This is a genomic window from Candidatus Eisenbacteria bacterium (assembly GCA_020847735.1).
Lineage (GTDB): Bacteria > Eisenbacteria > RBG-16-71-46 > RBG-16-71-46 > RBG-16-71-46 > CAIXRL01.
In genome coordinates this window covers 104,376-123,198 of sequence record JADLBL010000020.1, presented here as the reverse complement: position 1 = coordinate 123,198, position 18,823 = coordinate 104,376, and the positions used below count along the sequence as shown (strand labels likewise).

The following is an 18,823-nucleotide window of genomic DNA, read 5'->3' as shown; positions in this document are numbered from 1 at the left end:
GCGCCGCCCGCGGTCAGGCCCGATCGCCCGGGCCGAGCTGCAGCGTCGCCGCCCAGCGCGCGTCGGCCAGCTCGCCCAGCGTCGTGCGCGTCTCGACGAGCCCGCGCTTGCGAATGCCGCGCATTTCCATGCACAGGTGCCGCGCTTCGAGCACGACGGCGACGCCGCGCGGCGCCAGCAGCCGTCCGAGATGCTCCGCGACCTGGCGCCCCAGCCGCTCCTGCAGCTGTGGCCTGCGCGCGTAGTACTCGAGGACGCGGGCCGCGGCGCTGATGCCCATGAGCTTCGTCCCGGGCAGGTAGGCGACGAGCGCGCGCCCGAAGAACGGCACGAAATGATGGACGCACATCGAGTGAAACGGCAGATCGCGCACCACCACCAGGTCGCCGGCGCCTTCGTGCGGGAACACCGCGACCTGCGGTTCGGCCCCCGGCTCCAGCCCGGAGAACGCTTCGCGGTACAGGTCGGCGACGCGCTTCGGGGTGTCGGCCAGTTCGGGTTCGGCCGCGGTGTCGAGCCCGAGCGCGCGAATCAGGTCCTGGATGGCGCGGCGGGCGGCCGCGTCGTCGCTCGTCGGTCGGATCCCCGCCATGGACCGTGTCCTCCCGGGAAAAACAACGGGGCCGGCAGCGGCAGCCGGCCCCGCGAACTGGAGCGGAAGAGGGGATTCGAACCCCCGACCCCAACCTTGGCAAGGTTGTGCTCTACCGGGCTGAGCTACTTCCGCGAACAAGAGCGGCGGGCAATATATCGGCGGCCCCGGAGAGCGTCAAGGATCGGCGACGCCGGCGCGGAGCTCCCGGCCGCGTGCGCGGCGCGGCGGCAACCGCTACAAATACCGCCGTGACGACCCTCGTTCAGAAGTACGGCGGCACCTCGGTCAACGGGCCGGAGCGCATCCGCGCCGTCGCGCGTCGGATCGCCGACTCGCGCGCGCGCGGCGCTTCGCTCGTGGTGGTCGTCTCGGCCATGGGAGACACCACCGACCAGCTCATCGAGCTCGCGCACCAGGTGTCGCCGCGGCCGAGCCGCCGCGAAATGGACATGCTGCTCTCGACCGGCGAACGGGTGTCCATGGCGCTGCTGGTGATGGCGCTGAACGATCTCGGCCTCGAGGCCATCTCCTTCACCGGCTCGCAGAGCGGCATCCTCACCAACGAATCGCACTCCCACGCCCGCATCGTCTCGCTCACGCCGGGCCGGATCCGGGCCGAACTCGAACGCGGACGGGTCGTCATCGTCGCCGGCTTCCAGGGCGTGAGCCCGGTGACGAAGGAGATCACCACGCTCGGGCGTGGCGGGTCGGACACGACCGCGGTCGCGCTCGCCGCCGCGCTGGCTCCGGCCCGCTGCGAGATCTACACCGACGTGGACGGCGTGTTCACCGCCGACCCGCGCGTCGTGCCCGAGGCGCGCCGGATCGCCCGGCTGTCGTTCCGCGCCTGCTCGGCGCTCGCTCATGCCGGCGGCCAGGTCCTGCACGCGCGTTGCGTGGACCTCGCCGCACGCGAGCGCGTGCCGCTCGCCGTGCGCTCGTCGTTCACGGACACGCCGGGCACCGAGATCGTCCCATCCGAACCCGTGGAGGCCACCGTGGAGCAACCCCGAGTCGAAGCCATCGCCCACCGGACGGGGGTTTCGATCGTCCTCGCCGAAGGCAACTCCGGAGGCCGCGGGGAGTCGCGTGGCATTCTCGAAGCCGTCGCCGGGCGTTTCCCCGCGCTCGGGCTGGTCGCTCACGAGCAGGCGGGCGACGAGCACGCCGCGCTGGTCTGGGTCGGCGCCCGCGAGGACGCCGAAGCGCTCGAGGCGTGCTTCCGCGAACTGCGCGGCCCCGGCGGGGAGTGGCGGCTCGACGTGCAGCACGACTGCGCGTTCGTCACGCTGGTCGGCTTCGGCCTCGGCGCCGCCGAAGCGGCGCGCGCCGAAGCGGCGCTCGAGAAGGCCGGCGTGCCGATCGTCGCCTTGCGCGTCACCGCGTGCGGCCTCGTCTTCCGTGTCCCGAACGACCGCTGCGAGACCGCCGTGCGCGCGCTGCACGCCGCCCTGATCGGCTGACCGTCCGGCGCGGACGCGAACGGTGCCGGCGCGCCGCCGCCGCGTGCCGGGCGCTCCGCGGACGCGGGTGCGGCTTCAGAACGAGTCGCGAACGCTCTGCAGCGTCGGAATGCGTCCCTGCGCGACGCGGTGGAGGGCCTCCGAGTAGAGCCGGTCGTAGCCGTCGGCGCTGACGCGCCAGCTGAAGTCCTGCGCCATGCCGTTGCGCTGCAGGGCCCGCCACAGCGCCGGTTCGGCGCGCACCGCCAGCGCGCGCCGAATCGCCATGACCATCTCCGCGGCGTCGAACGCCTGGAAGACGAAGCCGTTGCCTTCACGCGTCACCGGGTCGAACTCGCGGACCGTGTCGGCCAGCCCTCCGGTCTCGCGCACGATCGGAACCGTCCCGTAGCGGAGCGAGTACATCTGGTTCAGCCCGCACGGCTCGTAGCGCGACGGCATGAGGAACAGGTCCGCGCCCGCCTCGATCCGGTGCGCCAGCCCCTCGTCGTGCGAGGTCTCGAACCACCACTGCCACGGCCGTTCGATCGCCAGGCGCCGGAACAGATCCTGCCAGCGGGGCTGGCCGACCCCCAGCACCACGAAGCGCGCCGGCAGGTCGCACAGCGCGCGTTCCCCGGCTTCGATCAGTTCGAGCCCCTTCTGCTCCACGAGACGGGACACCATCCCGAGGATCGGCCAGTCCGGATCGAGCGGGAAACCACAGGCGAGCGCGAGCGCCCGCCGGTTCGCGAGCTTGCCCTCGACCGTGTCGCGGTCGTAGTGCGAGTCGAGGAACGCGTCCACGGACGGATTCCAGACCGTGTCGTCGATCCCGTTCAGGATGCCGCGCACGTCCCCGGTGCGCCGGCGCAGCACGCCCTCGAGGCCGAATCCCATTTCGCCGTTGGTCTGGATTTCCCGCGCGTAGGTCGGGCTCACGGTGCTGACGAGGTCCGCGAAGAGAATGCCCACCTTCATGAAGTTGACGCGGCCCCAGAACTCGAACGGGCTCTGGGGGAAAAACAGCTCGCGCGGGAAGCCGGCGACCGGGAGCAGCCAGGGATCGGCGATGCCCTGGTAGCCGAGGTTGTGGATCGTGAAGATGGTCGCGACGTCGGCGAAGGCCGGCTCGTCGGCGTCGTGCGTGCGGATGAAGCACGGAACCCAGGCGGCCTGCTGGTCGTGGGCATGCACGATGTCGAAACGCTCGCCGAAGCCCTTCAGGCCCTCGACCGCGGCGCGGGCGAAGAACAGGTAGCGCTCGGCGTTGTCGCGCCAGCCCTCGCCGGTCGCCGGGTCGTCGTAGATGCCGGGGCGGTCGAACGCCTTCCGATCGCCGGTGTGGTCCACGAGCAGCACCCGCAGCTCGGACACGGGATCCTCGACGATCGTGAATCGGGCCGGTTCCTGCCCCAGCCCCCACGGCACGCGCGTATGGCCGAGGTCGTGGGTCGTCCAGCCGGGCGGGATCCGCAGCGTGCGGTAGTGCGGCAGCACGACGAGCACGCGATGCCCGCGTCGCGCCTGTTCGAGCGCCAGCGAGGCGACGACGTCGGCGAGTCCCCCGACCTTGGCGAGCGGCGCCATCTCGCTCGCGACGTGCGCGATCGACCGTTTCGATTCCGGCATGGAGGCGCCCGGCGTCAGGCCAGCGCGACGATCTCGCGCAGGTACTGGGCGGCGTCCTCGGGCGGCGTCGGGTTGATGTAGAAGCCGGAGCCGATCTCGAAGCCCGCGACCCGGGTCAGCTTCGGCATGATCTCGAGGTGCCAGTGGTAGTACGGCAGGTCGTCCTCCGAAAGCGGCGCCGTGTGCAGCACGAAGTTGTACGGCGGCGCATCGAGCGCGACGTTCAGGCGCGTGAGCGTGTCCTTCAGGATGCGCGCGAAGTCGAGGAGCTCCTCCGGGTCGGCGATGGTGTGATAGCTCGAGCGATGCTGCCGCGGCAGAATCCACGTCTCGAATGGAAACCTCGGCGCGTACGGAGCCAGCGCCACGAATCGTTCGCTCGTGCTGACGATGCGCCGGCCGTTCCCTTCCGCCATTTCCTGGTCGAGGATGTCCGTGAAGACGTTGCGCTCCTTGAGTTCGTAGTAACGCCTCGCGCCGTCGAGCTCCTCCTGCACCATGCGCGGAATGATCGGCGTCGCGATGATCTGGCTGTGCGGATGCTCGAGCGTCGCGCCCGCGCCGGAACCCTTGTTCTTGAAGACCAGCACGTAGCGCAGGCGCTTGTCCTTCTTCAGGTCGAGCATGCGCTCGCGGTAGGCGACCAGCACCTGCTGGATCTGCTCGACCGGCAGGTCGGACAGGTCGCGGTCGGGGCTGGAGCCCTCGATGACCACCTCGTGCGCGCCGATGCCGTTCATCTTGTCGTACAGGCCCTCGCCGCGCCGTTCGAGCTGCCCCTCGACCTGCAGGGCGGGGAACTTGTTCGGCACGACGCGGACGGTCCAGCCCGGGCCGTTCGCCTTCCCGCCCGGCGGGCGCACGGCGTAGACCTCGGGAGGGGTCATGTCCTCCCGCCCCTCGACGAAGGGGGAAAAGTTCTGAGCGACGGTCGGGTTCTCGGCCTTGAAGTTCGTGGGCCGGCGGCTGCGCTCGGTCGAGATGATGACCCAGCGTCCCACCACCGGGTCCTTGCGGAGCTCGGGCATGGATCGTCCTTGGGGGAGGGTCGCCCCGCGCCCGGACGGGCGCGCGGCGGGCGTCGAAACCGTGAAAGTCTAGTGAGCCGTTTCGGCCGGGGTCAAGGCGGTGCCCACGGCCGCCGCCGGCGCGGCGTCAGGCGCGCTCCGCGCGCTCGGCCGCGGTCGCGGCGAAGTGCGCGCGCAGCGCCGACTCGTCGGCGGGCCCGAGCGTGCGCCCGCGACGCGCGAACGCGATGCGCGCCGTCGCGAGGAAGCGTTCGAGCTCGTGCTCGACGGTCCGCCGACCGTCCCACCAGGCGAACGGCGGCACGCGCCGCGGCGCGAACACGCCCCCGCCGAACAGGTTCGCGCCCGTTCCCAGGCTCGCGCCGGTGGGCAGCAGCGTGCCGATGCCCGTCTTGACGTGCGCGCCGACGAGCGAGCCGATCTTGGTGCTGCCCGAGTCCAGCTCCTGGCCATCCACCCACACCCGCACGGGACCGTAGTTGTTCTTGAGGTCGCTGGTCGTGGTGAGCGCCCCCAGATTCACCCACTCGCCGATCACGCTGTGCCCGACGAAGCCGTGATGGCGCTTGTTGGCGTAGCCCTGCCAGACGCTCGCCTCCACCTCGCCCGCGATGCGGCACTGCGGCCCGAAGGTGCTGCCCGAGACGAATCCGCCGAGCAGCTGGGTGCCCGCGCCGAGCACGCACGGACCGGTCACCACCGTGTGCGGCGCGATGCGCGCACCGCGCCCGACGAGGATCGGCCCGGGGCCGGCGTCGAGCACCGCATGCGGACCGACCACCGCGCCCTCGCCCACGACGATGCGCTCCGGCGACTCGAGGCAGGCGAGGCGGTGCACGACCCCGCGAACTCCGCCGCGGGCGTCCGCGAGATCGTCCACGATGGCCTCCGGGTTGCGTTCCATGAGCTGCCAGGGTCGCTCGAGGAAAGGGACCTCGGCGGCGAGGGTCGGCAGCCCCAGCGCCAGCAGGTGCTGCTCGAACCGCTCGCCCGCGCCGATGGCCGGGGCGAGCTGGCGCAGCGGCAGGCGCGCGCCGGCCACCCGCTCGCCGGCGAGCAGGAGCTTCGGTCCTGCTTCGGCGAGCAGCGCGGCCGCCCACGCGCCCGGCAGGGCCGCGGCGTTGACCACGACGGCGTCCTCCGCCGGGTCCACGCTCGAGGTGTCGGGCACCGGCGCGTCGTGCCACACCGACATCGCGGATTCACGGGCCTCGATCGCGAACAGCCGCAGGCCGGCGGCGCGCAGCCAGCGGCGCGCGACGTCGGAGGCGCCGAAGGCGAGCGCCGCGACCGGCAGCAGGTCGGTCAGTGGCCGCAGCGCGCGCCAGCGACCGTCCTCGAAGACGACGAGCCTCGGCATCAGCGGGCTCCGGAGACGCGCACGAGGAAGACCCCCTTGAAGCCCGAGGCGGTCGCGCGATCGCGCAGGCTCGCGGCGGCCTCACGCGAGAGGCAGTCCCGCGTGCGCACCTTGAAGCGCCCGCCTTCGCGATCCACGATCATCGGGATCATGAGCAGCGACTCGGCGGCATCGCGCACCGACTTGCCCTTCTCGCGATCGGCGGGCGCGGCCACCTGCACGCGCCAGCACGTGTCGGGCGGCGCCGCGACCGTGGGCGCCGCCGCCGGCGCATCGGAGGGAGGAGGAGGCGCAGCCGGCAGCGGCCCGGGCGGCAGCAGAGGCTGCGTGCGCGCGGGCACCGGCACGTCGCGATCGGACGGCGAGGAACGCAGGGAGTCGTAGGCCGCGGGCGGCGCCGGCGCGGTCGTGGCGCCGCCCAGCGGCTCGGGGATGGTGGCCAGCACCGCCAGCGCCTCGGGACTCGGAGTGCTGTCGGGCGCCGCCGGCCCGGCGCCGGTCCGCACGACCACCGGTGGGGAAGCCGGTGCCTGCGGCGAGGGCGGCGCGGGCACGGGCCGCGGCGCCGGAACCGGAACCGCGCAGCCGGCGATCGCCAGGGCGACGACGCACAGCGCCGCGAGCCGGCTCACGCGCCCGCCCGGGCGCGCACGGCCTCACTCACCTGCCGGACACGATCGGTTTCGTCGAGCCGGCACGCGAGCACGCCCTCGCGCGTCGCGACCACGACCATGTCCTTCAGGCCCAGCGGCGCCGCCAGCACGCCGTCGCCGACGACGACGCAGCCCTCGCAATCCACCGGCAGCGCGTCGCCCCAGCGCACGTTGCGCCGCTCGTCGCGCGCCTGGCGCCGCGCCCACGCTCCCCACGAGCCGAGGTCGTCCCAATCGAAGCCCGCCTCGAGCACCACCGTGTTCGGCGCGCCCTCGAGCACGGCGTAGTCCACCGAGATCTTCGGCAGCGGTTCGAAACGCGGGCGGAGCGCGGCGCCGAAGTCCGCGTCCGCTCCGCTCCAGCCGAAGTCCGCGAGCGCCGCGATCTCGGGATGGCGCACCGACAGCGCGGCGAAGAAGGTCTCGCGGCGCCACACGAAGATGCCGCTGTTCCACAGGTGCGCGCCGTCGGCGAACCAGGCTTCCGCGGTCGCCAGGTCGGGCTTCTCCTTGAACCGCGCGACGCGGTGCAGCCGGGGAGCCAGCGCCCCGCCGCGCTGGATGTACCCGAAGTTGGTCTCGGCGTGCGCCGGCCGGATGCCGAACGTGACCAGGACGGCGTCCCGCCCGGCGAGCTCCGCGGCGCGCCGCAGGTCGGCGGCGAAGGCCGCTTCGTCGTCGATCGCGTGATCGGCGGGCAGCACGGCGAAAGTCGTCCCCGCGGCGAACGCGCTGGCGGCGGCGGCGATCGCCGGCGCGGTGTTGCGCATCATCGGTTCGCCGAGCACGCGGGCGCCGGGACACTCGCGCGCGCACGCCTCGCGCAGGGCTTCCGAGGTCATGACCACGACGCTGGCGGGGCCGGAGACGAGCGGCAGCGCGCGCTCGAACGTCGCGCGCAGCAGCGTCCGCCCGCCCCGGGCGAGCGGCAGCAGCTGCTTCGGCCGCGCGTCCGTGCTCCAGGGCCAGAAGCGTTCGCCGCGGCCCCCCGCGAGGATCAGGACGCCGGTCTGGTTCGGGGTCGGAGTCATTCGCGGGGCAGCATTAGCACACGCCGCCCCGGCGCGTCACGGCCTGCCCGCGCACACCGAGCGATACAGCTCGGCCGTCGCCTGCGCGACCGTGTCCCACGAGTAGTGACGCAGGATGTGCTGGCGCGCCCGTTCGCCGTACCGCTCCACGACGCCGGGATTGCCGATCAGGTACTGGAGCTTCGCCCGCAGGTCGCCGACGTCCTGGCTGCGGAAGCTGAGCCCGCATTCCTCGGCCACCTCGAGGTTCTCGGGGATGTCCGAGATCAGCACGCAGCGGCCGTACGAGAGCGCCTCGAGCAGCGCGATCGAAAGGCCCTCCATCGTCGAGGGCTGCACCACGCAGTAGGCGTTGCTCCACAGCTCCTCGAGCGCCTCACCGAAGACGTAATCCAGCCGCTTGATGCGCTCGCCCTCGTAGGCGCGGAGCCGGTCCGCGTAGTCGCCCGAGAAGGACAGCCCGCCCGCCAGGGCGAGCGTCATGTCGGTGTCGATGCCCTGGAACGCCTCGCACAGGAAGTGCACGCCCTTCTCGGGCACGAGCCTGCCGACGAACAGCACGTACTTCCCGGGCGTCAGGCCGAGCGACAGGATCTTCCGGGCCGGCCGCGACTGCGGCAGGCTGGTGCCGTTGGGGATGAACTCGGTCTCGGCCCCGTGCACGGCGCGGAAATGCTCGCGCAGCGTCTTGCTGACCACGATCGTGCGATCCGGGAACTTCACCGCCGGCCCTTCGCAGCGGTGCAGGAACCAGCGCGCGAAGCGCCCCCACTTCTCCCGCTTCCAGTCCAGTCCGTGCACCGTGACCACCGTCTTCGCGCCGGTCAGGCGCGGCAGTCCCGCGAGCAGCGCCGGCCCGAGCGCGTGGTAGTGGACGACGTCGTAGCGCCTCAGCATGGCTTCCAGCGTGGCCCACGAGACGTGCGTGATCGCGTCCAGGTGCTTCGTGTGCAGGCTCGGGCGCCGCAGCAGCCGCACGCCGTGGTAGGTGGCGCCGGCCGGCGTGTAGTGCAGCCGGCAGAAGACGTCCACGTCGATGTCCATGGGCACCAGCCTGCGGGCGATCTCGTCCACGTGACGCTCGATGCCGCCGTAGGTGGCGGGAATGCCCTTCTGCCCGATCATCGCGACGCGCATCAGGCCGCCCCTTTCGCACCGCGCGAGGCGAGGTGCGCCTCGCAACGCTCGCCCAGCCGCTCTCCGAGGCGGCCCCACGCGAACTCGCCGAGCGCCGGCGGCGGCGCTTCGCCGCGCGAGGCGAAGCCGCGCGGGCGCGCGCGCAGCGCGTCGGCGAAGCCGTCCGGACCGGTCACCGTGCAGTACGGCTCGAGCGGCGCGTAGCCGCGGATCCCGAACGGCGTGCTCAGCACCGCGAGCCCGCAGGCCAGGTACCCGGGCACCTTGACGTTGCTGCCGCCTCCCGTGAGCACCGGATTGAGGCCGCAGTCGGCCGCGTGCAGCAGCGGGGCCAGATCCGGCGCCTCGCCCGTGACCCTGAGCCAGGGCTCGCGGCGCCCGCGCATCGCCCGGCCGACGGAGCCCACGACCAGCAGCCGGACGCCGTCGGCGGCGAGCGACGGCAGCACACGCCCGGTGAGCAGCCGAAGCGCCTCGCGATTGGGCCCCCAGTCGGCCCCGACGAACACCGCGACGTAGTCGCTCTCGCCGTAGCCGAGGGACTGGCGGGCCCGCCGGCGCTCCCCGGCCGAGGGCGGGGCGAGGCGGGTCTCGTCGTAGCCGTTCGGCACGACTTCGAGCCGCGCGGCGGTCAGGCCGTAGAGTTCGCGCATGCGCGCGGCGTCCTCCTCGGTGCACACCACCGTGACGTGCGCCGCGTCCACGGCGCGCTGCTCGAGGCGGCGGAGCCGCTCCGCCCAGCGCGAGCGCGCGAGCACCGGCGGCGCCGAGCGGCGGAAGCGGTCGTACTCGACATTGTGCGAGGTGTGCAGCCGGAGCGGCGCGTTCGAGACGCCGAGCATGCCGCCCAGGTTCAGATCGGCCGCGAACACGTCCGCGCCCGCGCCGAGCGCGGCGGCATACCGCTTCGCGTTCGCACGATGGCCCGACGCCGCGGTGAACAGCGGAGCGAGCCGCGCGCGCTCGAGCCGCCAGGCCACGCTCGTGTGCCACGACCGGCGGCGCACCAGCTCGACGCCGTCCACGCGCTCCCGCTCCGGTCCGGGGGCCCGGTTCGGGGTCACGCACAGGACGCGCACCTCGTGCCGGCGCGCCAGCCCGCGCGCCAGCCCGAAGGAGCGCTGCGCCCCGCCGAAGCGCGGCGGATGGATGTCGTTGTCCACCGCGGAGTGGATCAGCACGGCGACTCCCCGGGAAGCGCCGGCACGCGTTCCGCGCCCCGCACGAAGCCGACGACCAGGCCCGCCGCGTTGACCGACCAGGTGAGCAGCGAGTGCACGGCGAGCCGGGCGCTGCGCTTGCGCAGCGTCATCAGCAGCAGCAACCCGAGCGGCACGAGCGACCAGAACGCCAGTCCCTTCGCGCCGCCCGCCGCCCAGGCGAGCGGCGCGGCCAGCCACACCGCGAGCATCGCGAGGTAGTGCGCCTGTCGTCGCAGGTGCGAACCGAGGCCGGCGCGCCCGAGGTAGAGCCGCAGCACCTGACCCTGGCCGAAGCAGAGCCCGCTGCGCCAGCGCCGGCCGATCTCGCCGAAGCTCGGGCGCGGCGCGCTCCAGTGCCGGCCCGCCAGGCCACCGGTGCTGCGCAGGCGGAAGCCCGCGGTTCGCAGGCGCAGACCGAGCTCGAAATCCTCCTCGCTGCGAAGCCGCGCGTCGTAGGCGCCCGTGGCGCGGAGCGCCTCGGTGCGGTACAGCGCCAGCGTCGCCAGGTAGTCGCATTCACGGGGCGCGTCGCCGATCCGGTACAGATCGGGCGCTCCCGGACGCTCTCCCGGGCCGTCCGTGAACCACTCCTCGAGCCGCGCCCACAGCCCGGCCAGCCCGGCGTCGGCCGAAGCGGCCTCGTGCAGCGCGCGCTCGAGCCACGACGCATTCACTTCGACGTCGGCGTCCACGAACAGCACCCACGGCGGCGCGCAGCGCGCCAGTCCCGCGTTGCGGGCGGCGCCGGGGGTCAGCGGCCGGTCCGAGCCCGCGCGCACCACCGTCCAGTGCGGGGAAAGCTCGGGCAGGGCGCCCGAGCCGCCCGGATCCGCGAGCACCAGCGCGCCGCTCCAGCTCCGGTCCTTCAGCGCGTGCTCGAGCGCGGCCAGCGTGCGCGGCAGGAAGCGCTCCTGCCGGTAGCAGGGAATCACGACGCCGAGGTTCATCTTCCGCTCCCGCGCGAGTCGGAGGATGTCCCGTCGGGCGAGAAGGTGGCCAGTCCGACCACCTCGTCGTAGACGCTTTCGAATCCCTCGACGACGGCCTGCCAGTGGTAGTCGCTCCGGACCAGCGCCGCGGCGGCGCGGCCCAGGCGCAGCGCGCGCTCCGGCTTGCGGTGGAACAGCTCGAGCGCGTCCGCGAGCGCCGCCACGTCGCCCGCGGGGACGAGCCAGCCGTTCTCGCCGTGTTCGACCACCTCGGGCACCCCGCCGACCGCGCTGGCGACGACCGGGCGTCCGCGCGCCATGGCCTCGAGCAGCGTCAGCGGCAGCCCCTCCCACTTCGAGGGCAGCACGACGGCGTCGGCCGCGGCCAGCAGGCCCCCGAGGTCGTCGAGGGCGCCGAGGAAATGCGTGCGCCGGTCAATGCCCAGCTGCCGCGCCCGTTCCTCGAGCGCTCCGCGCAGCGAGCCGTCCCCGGCGACCGCGAGCGTGAAGTCGAGCCCGCGCTTCCAGACCTCGGCGAGCGCGTCGAGAAGCACCGCGTGCCCCTTCTGCTCCTCGAGCCGCGCGGCGACGACCCACAGCGGACGGAGCAGGCCCGCCGCGAAGCGCTCGCGCCACAGGCGCGCCAGCGGCGCCTCCGCCTCCTCGTCGGGCAGGTCGGCGCCGTTGGGCACGACGCGCACGCGACCGCGTCCGACGCCGTAGTCGCGCACGAGCGTGTCGGCCACCGCGCCGCAGACGGCCGTCACCGCGTCGGCGCGGGCGAGCTCGTCGCGCTTGAGCGCACGCTGGCCGCCCGAGTGCGATTCGCCCACGATGTGCTCGGTCACGACCAGGCGGGGCACTCCGGCGGCGCGCGCGAGCGTCGCCAGGTAGCGGTCGGCGGCCGGCCAGACGTGGTGGACGTGCAGCACGTCGGGCTTCGCCCGCCGCAGCTTCGACCAGGTGTCCACCATGCCGCGCACGTCCCAGCGCGAATCCACCTCGGCGACGCGCTCGACCGGCAGTCCGCGGGCGGCGAGCGCGGCGGCGAACTCGTCGAGCGCCGCGGCGGGGCTGAGCCACACGCGCACCGCGTAGCGTTGCGCGGGCAGCCGGGTCGCCAGCTCCCAGACGACGCGCTCGGTGCCGCCCATGCTCCGCCCGCTCTCGGCGAGCAGCACGTTCAGCGGTTTCGGTTCGGTGCCGCGGTGAGCCATGCGTAGGCCTTCAACAGTTCGCCCGCGTTGTGCTCCCATGCCATCTTCGACAGGAACCGCTCGCGGTTGTAGGCGCCCATCCGGGCGCGCATTTCGGGGTCGGCCAGCAGCTGCTCGATGCGCGCGGCGAGGTCCGACACGTCGTCGGCCACCGCGTAAAGCGCCCCCTCGCCGGCCGACCAGCGGTGTTCCCGCAGGTCGTAGCACACGACGGGCTTCGCGCACGCCATGTATTCGAGCACCTTGTTCATCGTGCTCACGTCGTTGAGCGGATTCTTCGGGTCGGGGCTGACACACACGTCGGCCGTCACGAGGATGCGTTCCACGTCGGCGTCGGGAATCCGCCCGGTGAACTGACAGGCGTCCTCGAGACCGAGATCGCGAACCAGCTGGCGCAGCTCGGTGAAGGAGTCGCCGGCGCCGATGAAGGTGAAGGCCACGTCCGATCGTGCGTGGTCCTGGACGATCACCTTCGCCGCGCGCACCAGGTGGTCCACCCCGTCCTGCGGCGCCATCACGCCGAGATAGGCGACCAGGAAGGGCCGCCCGCGGCGCAGGGCCGGGTCCGGCTCGCGAAGCAGGCCGAAGCGCTTCCGGCTCGGGCCGCTGCGCACGACGCGCACCTGTTCGGGACGCTTTCCGCCCCGCGCGAGCGCGACCTGCCGGTACGACTCGTTCGTGGCGACGACGAGATCCGCGGTCCGGTACTGCATGCGCTCGAGCCACTGCAGGAGCCGGTGCGGAAGCGAGCCGGCTTTTCGTTCGCCGAACCGCGACAGGTAGAGCTCCGGGCACAGGTCGTGGTGATCGAAGACGAACTTGACGCCGAGCGCCTTGAACGGCAGCGCGATCGCCCAGAAGAGGTCGGGCGGATTCGCGGTGTGGATCACGTCGAAGCCGCGGCGGGCGGAAACGAGCAGCGTGAGCCGCGCCGTCTGCAGCCAGCAGTAGAGGAACTCCCAGGCGTAGCTCAGGAATCCCCGGGTCTCCGGCGGCGCCGGGTAGCGCCAGATGTGGATGCCGTCGAGCACCTCGTGCGCCTCGGTTCCGCCCTCCCCCGTCGGGCAGATGGCCGAGACCTCCCAGCCGGCGGAGCGCAGCGCGCCCAGTTCCAGCCACACGCGCCGGTCGAACGGCAGCGTCAGGTTCTCGGACAGGTGCAGGACCCTACCAGGCGAGGCCATGGTAGTCCCCGGCGCGGACCGTGCTCCGGTCCACCGCCGCGACGAGATCCACGACCGCCTGCCCGGGCCGGAGCCGCGCGCCGATGTCCCGGTACTCGGGAGAGCGGTTGCCGATCACGAGCACGTCGCTGCCCGCGATCACCTCCTCGAGGTCCGTGCGCAGCCGCTCGGCGAGGTAGGGCACTTCGTCCTCGACGAAGCGCCGGTTCGCCCCGAGCACGCGCTCCATGTCGAGGTTCGGGTCGTGCAGCAGGATCGCGTAGCCCTTGCCGACCAGCGTGCCGACGACGCGCAGGATCGGGCTCTCGCGCAGGTCGTCGGTGCCGGCCTTGAACGACAGCCCGAGGAAGCCCAGCCGCCGCTGCCGGAGTTTCTCGACGAGGTGGATGGCTTCCTCCACGTGAACGTCGTTCGAGCGAAGGATGTTCTGCAGCACCGGCAGCTCGAGCCGATGCTCGCGCGAGCGGGCGGTGATGGCGCGCACGTCCTTGGGCAGGCACGAGCCGCCGAAGGCGAAACCGGGGCTCAGGTAGTAGGGCGACAGGTTGAGCTTGGTGTCCTTGACCATGATCCGCATCACTTCGTGACTGTCGATGCCCTCGCGCTTGCAGATCCGGCCGATCTCGTTCGCGAACGAGACCTTGAGCGCGTGGAAGGAGTTGTTGACGTACTTGAGCATCTCGGCCACCGGGATGGAGGTCACGACCTGCTCGCCGCCGACGTCCCGGTAGAGTTCCTCGAGCGCGGCGGCGGAGCGCTCGCAGCCCGCGCCGATGACGGTGTACTCGGCGCCGAAGAAGTCGGCGACCGCGCTGCCCTCGCGCAGGAACTCGGGATTGTAGGCGATGCCGAAGTCCGCGCCCGCGCGACCGCCGCTGGCCTGCTCGATCACCGGCGCGAGCCGCTCCAGCACCGAGCCGGGCAGCATGGTGCTGCGCATGACGAGCGTGGTGAACCTCCCCGTGAGGGTCAGCGCCGAGCCCACCTCGGCGCAGGCGCGGCTCACGTGCCCGAGGTCGAGCGAGCCGTCCTCCGCCGACGGCGTGCCGACGCAGACCAGCACGACGTCCGCGCCCGGCATGGCCTCGCGGATGTCGGTCGTGGCGTGCAGGCGGCCCGAGGCGCGGCCCTCGGCGATCAGCGCGCCGAGGCCCTTCTCGACGATCGGGCTCTCGCCCCGGAGCAGGCAGTCCACCTTGAAGCGGCTCGTGTCCACGCCGACGACGGAATGACCGCGCCCCGCGAGGCAGGCGGAGCAGACGGAGCCCACGTAACCCAGACCGACGACCACGACCTGCATGCGCGTTCCTCTCGCGGCGTCGGGCGCCGCCTCCCGTTTCGGGCCGCTCAGTTCCCCGGCACCGGGCGATCGTTCCCGTCCGGCGGCCGCGAGACGTGCCAGACCCGCACGCCCGGATACCCGCTCCGCGCGCCGGGTGCGATTTCGTCCATCCGCTTCGCAAAGCGCCCCGCCGGGTCGAGATCCTCGCTCCGGCTCAGCACCACCCACGTCCCCCGCACGCCCGACAGCGCGCGCGCGAGTTCCTGCTCCAGCCTCGTGGAATCGGCGGCGAAGCCGAGCCACAGATGCCGCACCGGGAGTCCCCGGCCGTAGAAGTCCACCGGCTCCATCGCCCCGACCGCCAGCACCTGCTCGCCGGGGGCGATCCCCCGGCGGACCGTGGACAGCGCGGCGCGGTAGTCCTCGCGCGCGTATCCCGGGTCGAAGTAGTGGTGGAAGAGCGACACGGCCCACAGCAGCGCGATCGCCCCGCCGAGCAACCGGCGCCCGAGCGCGCCCCGGTCGGCCCAGCCTGCCGCGACGACGAGCAGAAAGGCCGGCAGCGACACGGCGAGGTACCGCGGATTGAAGACCTTGAAGTTCTGCATCGCGAAGTAAACCACGACCAGCGCCGGGGCGGCGAGCCAGAGCAGGGCGTCCATCAGCCGGCGCCGTCGCGCGAGCGCCGCGAGTCCGAGCAGCCCGGCCGCGCCGAAGACGAGCGTGACGGTCACGAGCTCGGGCGCGTGCCGCAGCAACACCGCCGGCCCGACGTCGGCGCGCAGCTCGCGAAGCGACGGCCCGAGCGTGTAACCGACCGCGAACGCGTGCAGCGCGAACGGGATCGCCCCCGGGTGGAGCGTGGTCGCGCCACGCAGCGGCGATTCGCCCGCGACCGGAGCGCGAGCGGGCGCGAGCCGGCTCCAGTCCCAGGTCCTGAGCACGGGCGGCGCGAGCGCGGCGGCGAGCAGCAGCGCCGCGAGCGCCCCGACGCCCAGCCAGCGCCGCCGGGCGCGTCGCGTCGCCGGGTCGCCCGCCAGCCACAACCGCAGTTGCAGCGGCGCCAGCAGCGCGAAGGACGGATTGGACAGCGCGCCGAACGCGGTCGCCAGGAACCAGGCCGCGACTCCCCGCGCGTCGCACCGGCGCTGGAGCTCGAGCAGCAACGCGACGCTCGCGCAGGTTCCGAGCACGACCCACGAGTAACCGCGCGCCTCCTGCGAGTAGCGGACCAGGAACGGCGAAGCCGCCGCCAGCCAGGCGGCCGGGGCCGCGGTTTCCCGCCCGAGCCAGCGAAACGCCACCCAGGCGATCGCCGGCACCGTCAGCACTCCCGCGACCGCGCCCGGCAGCCGGAGCGCCCACTCCGAAACTCCGAACGCGCTCCAGGACAGGTGGACGGCGAGCGTGTGCAGCGGGCCGTGCACGTCCCCGAGCAGGTCGCGCCACGCGAGCGGTCCGCCCCCGCCGCTCGCGAGCCAGGTGAAGATCTCGTCGATCCACAGGCTCGGTCCGCCGAGGCGGTAGAAGCGCAGGAGCGCCGCCACGAGGGTCGCGGCGGCGAGGGTGCGGAACAGGGCCGAGTCGAGCGGGGCGGGATTGGGGTCAGCGGCCGGCCGCAGGTGCGCGCTGTCGCGAACGCTCGCTCCCGTCAGTAGGCCCCCTCCCGGGACAGCACCGCCGGCAGCGTGCGCGCCAGGATCTTGAGGTCGAGTGCCAGCGACTGGTGGCGGATGTACTCGAGGTCGAGCCGCATCCACTCCTGGAATCCGATCCGGCTGCGACCGCTGATCTGCCACAGGCAGGTGATGCCCGGCCGCACGTCGAGCCGCCGCAGCTGCCACGGCTCGTACTGCGCCACCTCGGCGGGGATCGGCGGCCGCGGCCCGACGAGGCTCATGTCGCCGACAAGGACGTTGTAGAACTGCGGCAACTCGTCGAGGCTGGTCGAGCGCAGGAAGCGGCCGATGCGCGTGACGCGCGGATCGCGCTCGATCTTGAAGACGGGCCCGTCACACTCGTTCATGTGCTCGAGGTGACGGCGTTCGAGGTCGGCGTCCTTGACCATCGAGCGCAGCTTGTAGAAGACGAACGGGCGCCCGCCGCGACCGATGCGAACCGACCTGTAGAACACCGGGCCGCGGGATTCGAGCCGGATGAGCGCCGCGAGGATCGCGACGACGGGTGCGGACAGCACCATCGCGACCGCCGCTCCGGCAAGGTCGAGCAGGCGCTTGCCGAAGCGCAGGTAGAGTCCCGCCTGGCGCGGCGTTTCGAACGGCACGACGTGCGCGGGCGAGGTCGCGGTGACGGCGATGCGGGCGCCTCCCCGCACCGGGTGAGCGCCCGGTCGCGGGCGGGCGTGGCCGTTCGCGTAGCCGTGGGTTCCCGCGGCCGAATGGCCGTTGCCGTTCAACGGGCGCGGCCGAACGGCAGGGGAAGCCGCGGCGAGGGGCAGCGGGGCCGAACGAGTTCCGGGCTCAGTTGTCGTGTCCACGAGATCCGTTTCCCTTGCCGGGTGTTCGATCGAAGCGGACCAGTCCGGTCTACCGGTCGTGGCTTCGCCAGCGGACGCGCGAGTTTCGGGCTCCATCGATGCGACTCTCAGTTGTGGTCGCCCTGCAAGCAGAGCCGGGAGGCATGCGGCGCCCCTCGGCTCTCAGGAAACTCGAGTCATCCGTTCTGACACCGCGCTGGACTGTTCGAGTACGAGCGACTGGGGGAAAACCAAGGTGTCACTTCCTAGAGGTGCGGCTCCCGGATTGCTCCGGTCACCGGGGCGATGCGCAGCCCTTGATCCTGCTCGTCCTGCGATACAAACCCAGTTAGCAAGGAATCGTTCTCGGCGTCCTCCACACGGTCGGGACGGCGGCCCCTCGCCTCCGTCACGGGGTGAGATTAGCAAGGCTCTGACACGGTATTCAATGGCCTTTTGACGTCGCCGCAATCATTTTCCGGCCCGCTCGGACGCCGGCGCCGGACGCCGCGGGGAGTCCTGGCGTGGCGGAGCGATACCCGGGCCGGCCACCCCTCGGACGGAATCCAGGCGGGCGAGCAGCGCCCGGGCAAGCCGCTCGTTGAGGGCCGGGATGAAATGGCCATCGGCCTTGAGATTCGCCGGGTTGCCCGCGTCCGCCAGTTCGTGTGTTCCCATCCACAGGGCGCCCCTCCGGTCCAGCTCCGGGCCGAGCGCGCGCGACAGATGATCCGCGTAGCCGGCGTCTTCGAGCAACAGCACGACGGGCAGCGTGCCGTCGGCGCGACAGCCCTCCACGAACGAGCCGATCAGCGCGCGCAGCGTCCGCAGGTTGTCGGAATCCTCGCGAAAGCCCGCGCGGCCGTGCACGCGGGCGAGATGCTCGCGCTGCTGGCGCTGCGCCCACGCCCGGCGCAGCACACGGGCGAAGACCGAATGGTCGAGCCACGAGGCGCGCCACAGGAGCGGGTCGTACCAGTCGTCGTCGCGTGCGAGCTGCGCCTGCCAGGCGCGCATGCGGACCGGATCCGCGAGCGCCGCGCGCACGCCGGCGAGCGAAAGCACGTAGGGCGGGTGCGGGACCGGGCGGCCCCGGGCGTCCACGCGGTAGCGCGGGTACGTGTAGAGCGGCGGCGCTTCGAACTCCCAGGTGGCCGCCGAGGAGGCGTCGAGCCCGCGGACGCTCGAGGCCAGCACGCCGAGGATGGCGACCTCGGCGTGGACGCGGCCGCGGTCGGACTGCCAGAACGCGTAGCCGTGGCTCGCGGGCGAGGACGGACCGCCCCGCGTGCGCAGCAGGATCGTCGAGTCGAGCGCCGCCAGCGCCTGCGTCAGCTGGAACGTGAACGACTGCCCGTAGACCGCGACGAGTCGCCGGCCGGCGGGCGCCGCCAGCGGCGCGTTCCCGTCGTTGAACGGCTCGAGCCAGCCGGCGAGCGCGACCGGCGCGCTCGCGGAGTCCTCCGCGGCCACCATCCGGCGCATCTTGGACTCGATCGAGGCGCCGAAATCGAAGTATTGCGCGAGCGGCGCCGGCGGCTGGCGCGGGTCCGCGGGCATCCGGAACACGCGGCCGAGCGCGAAGTCGGCGGCGATCAGGAAGGCCAGCGTCCAGAGCGCGGTGGCGAGCAGGTCGGAGCGGCGGGGATTCATGC

16 protein-coding genes and 1 tRNA gene are annotated in these 18,823 nt (G+C 72.8%); 1 reads left to right on the top strand and 16 read right to left on the bottom strand.

The window, feature by feature from the left end:
• Positions 1-13: 13 nt before the first annotated feature.
• A complete protein-coding gene (locus IT347_09345; GenBank protein MCC6349779.1) occupies positions 14-592 on the bottom strand; it encodes a GTP cyclohydrolase I in 579 nt (192 codons plus the stop codon).
• 58 nt (positions 593-650) lie between these two features.
• A tRNA-Gly gene (locus IT347_09340) sits at positions 651-727 on the bottom strand.
• 116 nt (positions 728-843) lie between these two features.
• On the opposite strand from IT347_09340, the gene IT347_09335 reads away from it, so the two are divergent.
• The gene (locus IT347_09335) at positions 844-2,058 is read left to right on the top strand and encodes an aspartate kinase (GenBank protein ID MCC6349778.1); all 1,215 of its coding nucleotides are present in this window, start codon (positions 844-846) and stop codon (positions 2,056-2,058) included.
• A 75-nt stretch (positions 2,059-2,133) separates the two neighbouring features.
• Here the strand turns inward: IT347_09335 and IT347_09330 are convergent, their stop codons facing one another.
• The 14 genes from IT347_09330 to IT347_09265 all read right to left on the bottom strand — a co-directional run bounded on the left by IT347_09330 (position 2,134) and on the right by IT347_09265 (position 18,821).
• On the bottom strand, positions 2,134-3,669 hold the full coding sequence (locus IT347_09330) for a glycogen synthase (protein MCC6349777.1): 1,536 nt from the start codon (positions 3,667-3,669) through the stop codon (positions 2,134-2,136).
• 14 nt (positions 3,670-3,683) lie between these two features.
• Positions 3,684-4,697, bottom strand: coding sequence for a galactose-1-phosphate uridylyltransferase (gene galT / locus IT347_09325; protein ID MCC6349776.1), 1,014 nt, complete (start codon positions 4,695-4,697; stop codon positions 3,684-3,686).
• 127 nt (positions 4,698-4,824) lie between these two features.
• Positions 4,825-6,057 (bottom strand): hypothetical protein, encoded by a 1,233-nt coding sequence (locus IT347_09320; protein MCC6349775.1) that lies wholly within the window; start codon positions 6,055-6,057, stop codon positions 4,825-4,827.
• Positions 6,057-6,689, bottom strand: a complete 633-nt coding sequence (locus tag IT347_09315; GenBank protein MCC6349774.1) for a hypothetical protein — start codon at positions 6,687-6,689, stop codon at positions 6,057-6,059. Before IT347_09315 ends, IT347_09320 begins: the two co-directional genes overlap by 1 nt.
• Positions 6,686-7,741 (bottom strand): mannose-1-phosphate guanylyltransferase, encoded by a 1,056-nt coding sequence (locus IT347_09310; protein ID MCC6349773.1) that lies wholly within the window; start codon positions 7,739-7,741, stop codon positions 6,686-6,688. Before IT347_09310 ends, IT347_09315 begins: the two co-directional genes overlap by 4 nt.
• Before the next feature lie 36 nt (positions 7,742-7,777).
• Positions 7,778-8,878, bottom strand: coding sequence for a glycosyltransferase family 4 protein (locus IT347_09305; protein MCC6349772.1), 1,101 nt, complete (start codon positions 8,876-8,878; stop codon positions 7,778-7,780).
• Positions 8,878-10,059 carry a glycosyltransferase family 4 protein gene (locus IT347_09300; protein ID MCC6349771.1) on the bottom strand — a complete coding sequence of 394 codons (1,182 nt, stop codon included), beginning with the start codon at positions 10,057-10,059 and terminating at the stop codon, positions 8,878-8,880. The genes IT347_09305 and IT347_09300 overlap by 1 nt, the downstream gene beginning before the upstream one ends.
• Positions 10,053-11,027 carry a glycosyltransferase gene (locus IT347_09295; protein MCC6349770.1) on the bottom strand — a complete coding sequence of 325 codons (975 nt, stop codon included), beginning with the start codon at positions 11,025-11,027 and terminating at the stop codon, positions 10,053-10,055. The genes IT347_09300 and IT347_09295 overlap by 7 nt, the downstream gene beginning before the upstream one ends.
• On the bottom strand, positions 11,024-12,226 hold the full coding sequence (locus tag IT347_09290; protein ID MCC6349769.1) for a glycosyltransferase: 1,203 nt from the start codon (positions 12,224-12,226) through the stop codon (positions 11,024-11,026). Before IT347_09290 ends, IT347_09295 begins: the two co-directional genes overlap by 4 nt.
• Entirely contained in the window at positions 12,193-13,410 is a 1,218-nt protein-coding gene (locus IT347_09285) for a glycosyltransferase family 4 protein (GenBank protein ID MCC6349768.1), read from the bottom strand. Before IT347_09285 ends, IT347_09290 begins: the two co-directional genes overlap by 34 nt.
• Complete coding sequence (locus tag IT347_09280) at positions 13,394-14,710, bottom strand: nucleotide sugar dehydrogenase (GenBank protein MCC6349767.1); 1,317 nt, start codon at positions 14,708-14,710, stop codon at positions 13,394-13,396. The genes IT347_09285 and IT347_09280 overlap by 17 nt, the downstream gene beginning before the upstream one ends.
• 47 nt (positions 14,711-14,757) lie before the next feature.
• Positions 14,758-16,239, bottom strand: a complete 1,482-nt coding sequence (locus tag IT347_09275; protein MCC6349766.1) for a glycosyltransferase family 39 protein — start codon at positions 16,237-16,239, stop codon at positions 14,758-14,760.
• Positions 16,240-16,343: 104 nt separating this feature from the next.
• Positions 16,344-17,108, bottom strand: coding sequence for a sugar transferase (locus IT347_09270; protein ID MCC6349765.1), 765 nt, complete (start codon positions 17,106-17,108; stop codon positions 16,344-16,346).
• Positions 17,109-17,639: 531 nt separating this feature from the next.
• Entirely contained in the window at positions 17,640-18,821 is a 1,182-nt protein-coding gene (locus IT347_09265; GenBank protein MCC6349764.1) for a hypothetical protein, read from the bottom strand.
• Between the last annotated feature and the right edge of the window lie 2 nt (positions 18,822-18,823).

Coding starts and splice junctions, on each gene's coding strand:
- IT347_09330 (MCC6349777.1), bottom strand. CDS start 3,669: ATGCCGGAATCGAAACGGTCGATCGCGCACGTCGCGAGCGAGATGGCG.
- IT347_09295 (MCC6349770.1), bottom strand. CDS start 11,027: ATGAACCTCGGCGTCGTGATTCCCTGCTACCGGCAGGAGCGCTTCCTG.
- IT347_09320 (MCC6349775.1), bottom strand. CDS start 6,057: ATGCCGAGGCTCGTCGTCTTCGAGGACGGTCGCTGGCGCGCGCTGCGG.
- IT347_09345 (MCC6349779.1), bottom strand. CDS start 592: ATGGCGGGGATCCGACCGACGAGCGACGACGCGGCCGCCCGCCGCGCC.
- galT (MCC6349776.1), bottom strand. CDS start 4,697: ATGCCCGAGCTCCGCAAGGACCCGGTGGTGGGACGCTGGGTCATCATC.
- IT347_09265 (MCC6349764.1), bottom strand. CDS start 18,821: ATGAATCCCCGCCGCTCCGACCTGCTCGCCACCGCGCTCTGGACGCTG.
- IT347_09280 (MCC6349767.1), bottom strand. CDS start 14,710: ATGCAGGTCGTGGTCGTCGGTCTGGGTTACGTGGGCTCCGTCTGCTCC.
- IT347_09290 (MCC6349769.1), bottom strand. CDS start 12,226: ATGGCTCACCGCGGCACCGAACCGAAACCGCTGAACGTGCTGCTCGCC.
- IT347_09310 (MCC6349773.1), bottom strand. CDS start 7,741: ATGACTCCGACCCCGAACCAGACCGGCGTCCTGATCCTCGCGGGGGGC.
- IT347_09285 (MCC6349768.1), bottom strand. CDS start 13,410: ATGGCCTCGCCTGGTAGGGTCCTGCACCTGTCCGAGAACCTGACGCTG.
- IT347_09305 (MCC6349772.1), bottom strand. CDS start 8,878: ATGCGCGTCGCGATGATCGGGCAGAAGGGCATTCCCGCCACCTACGGC.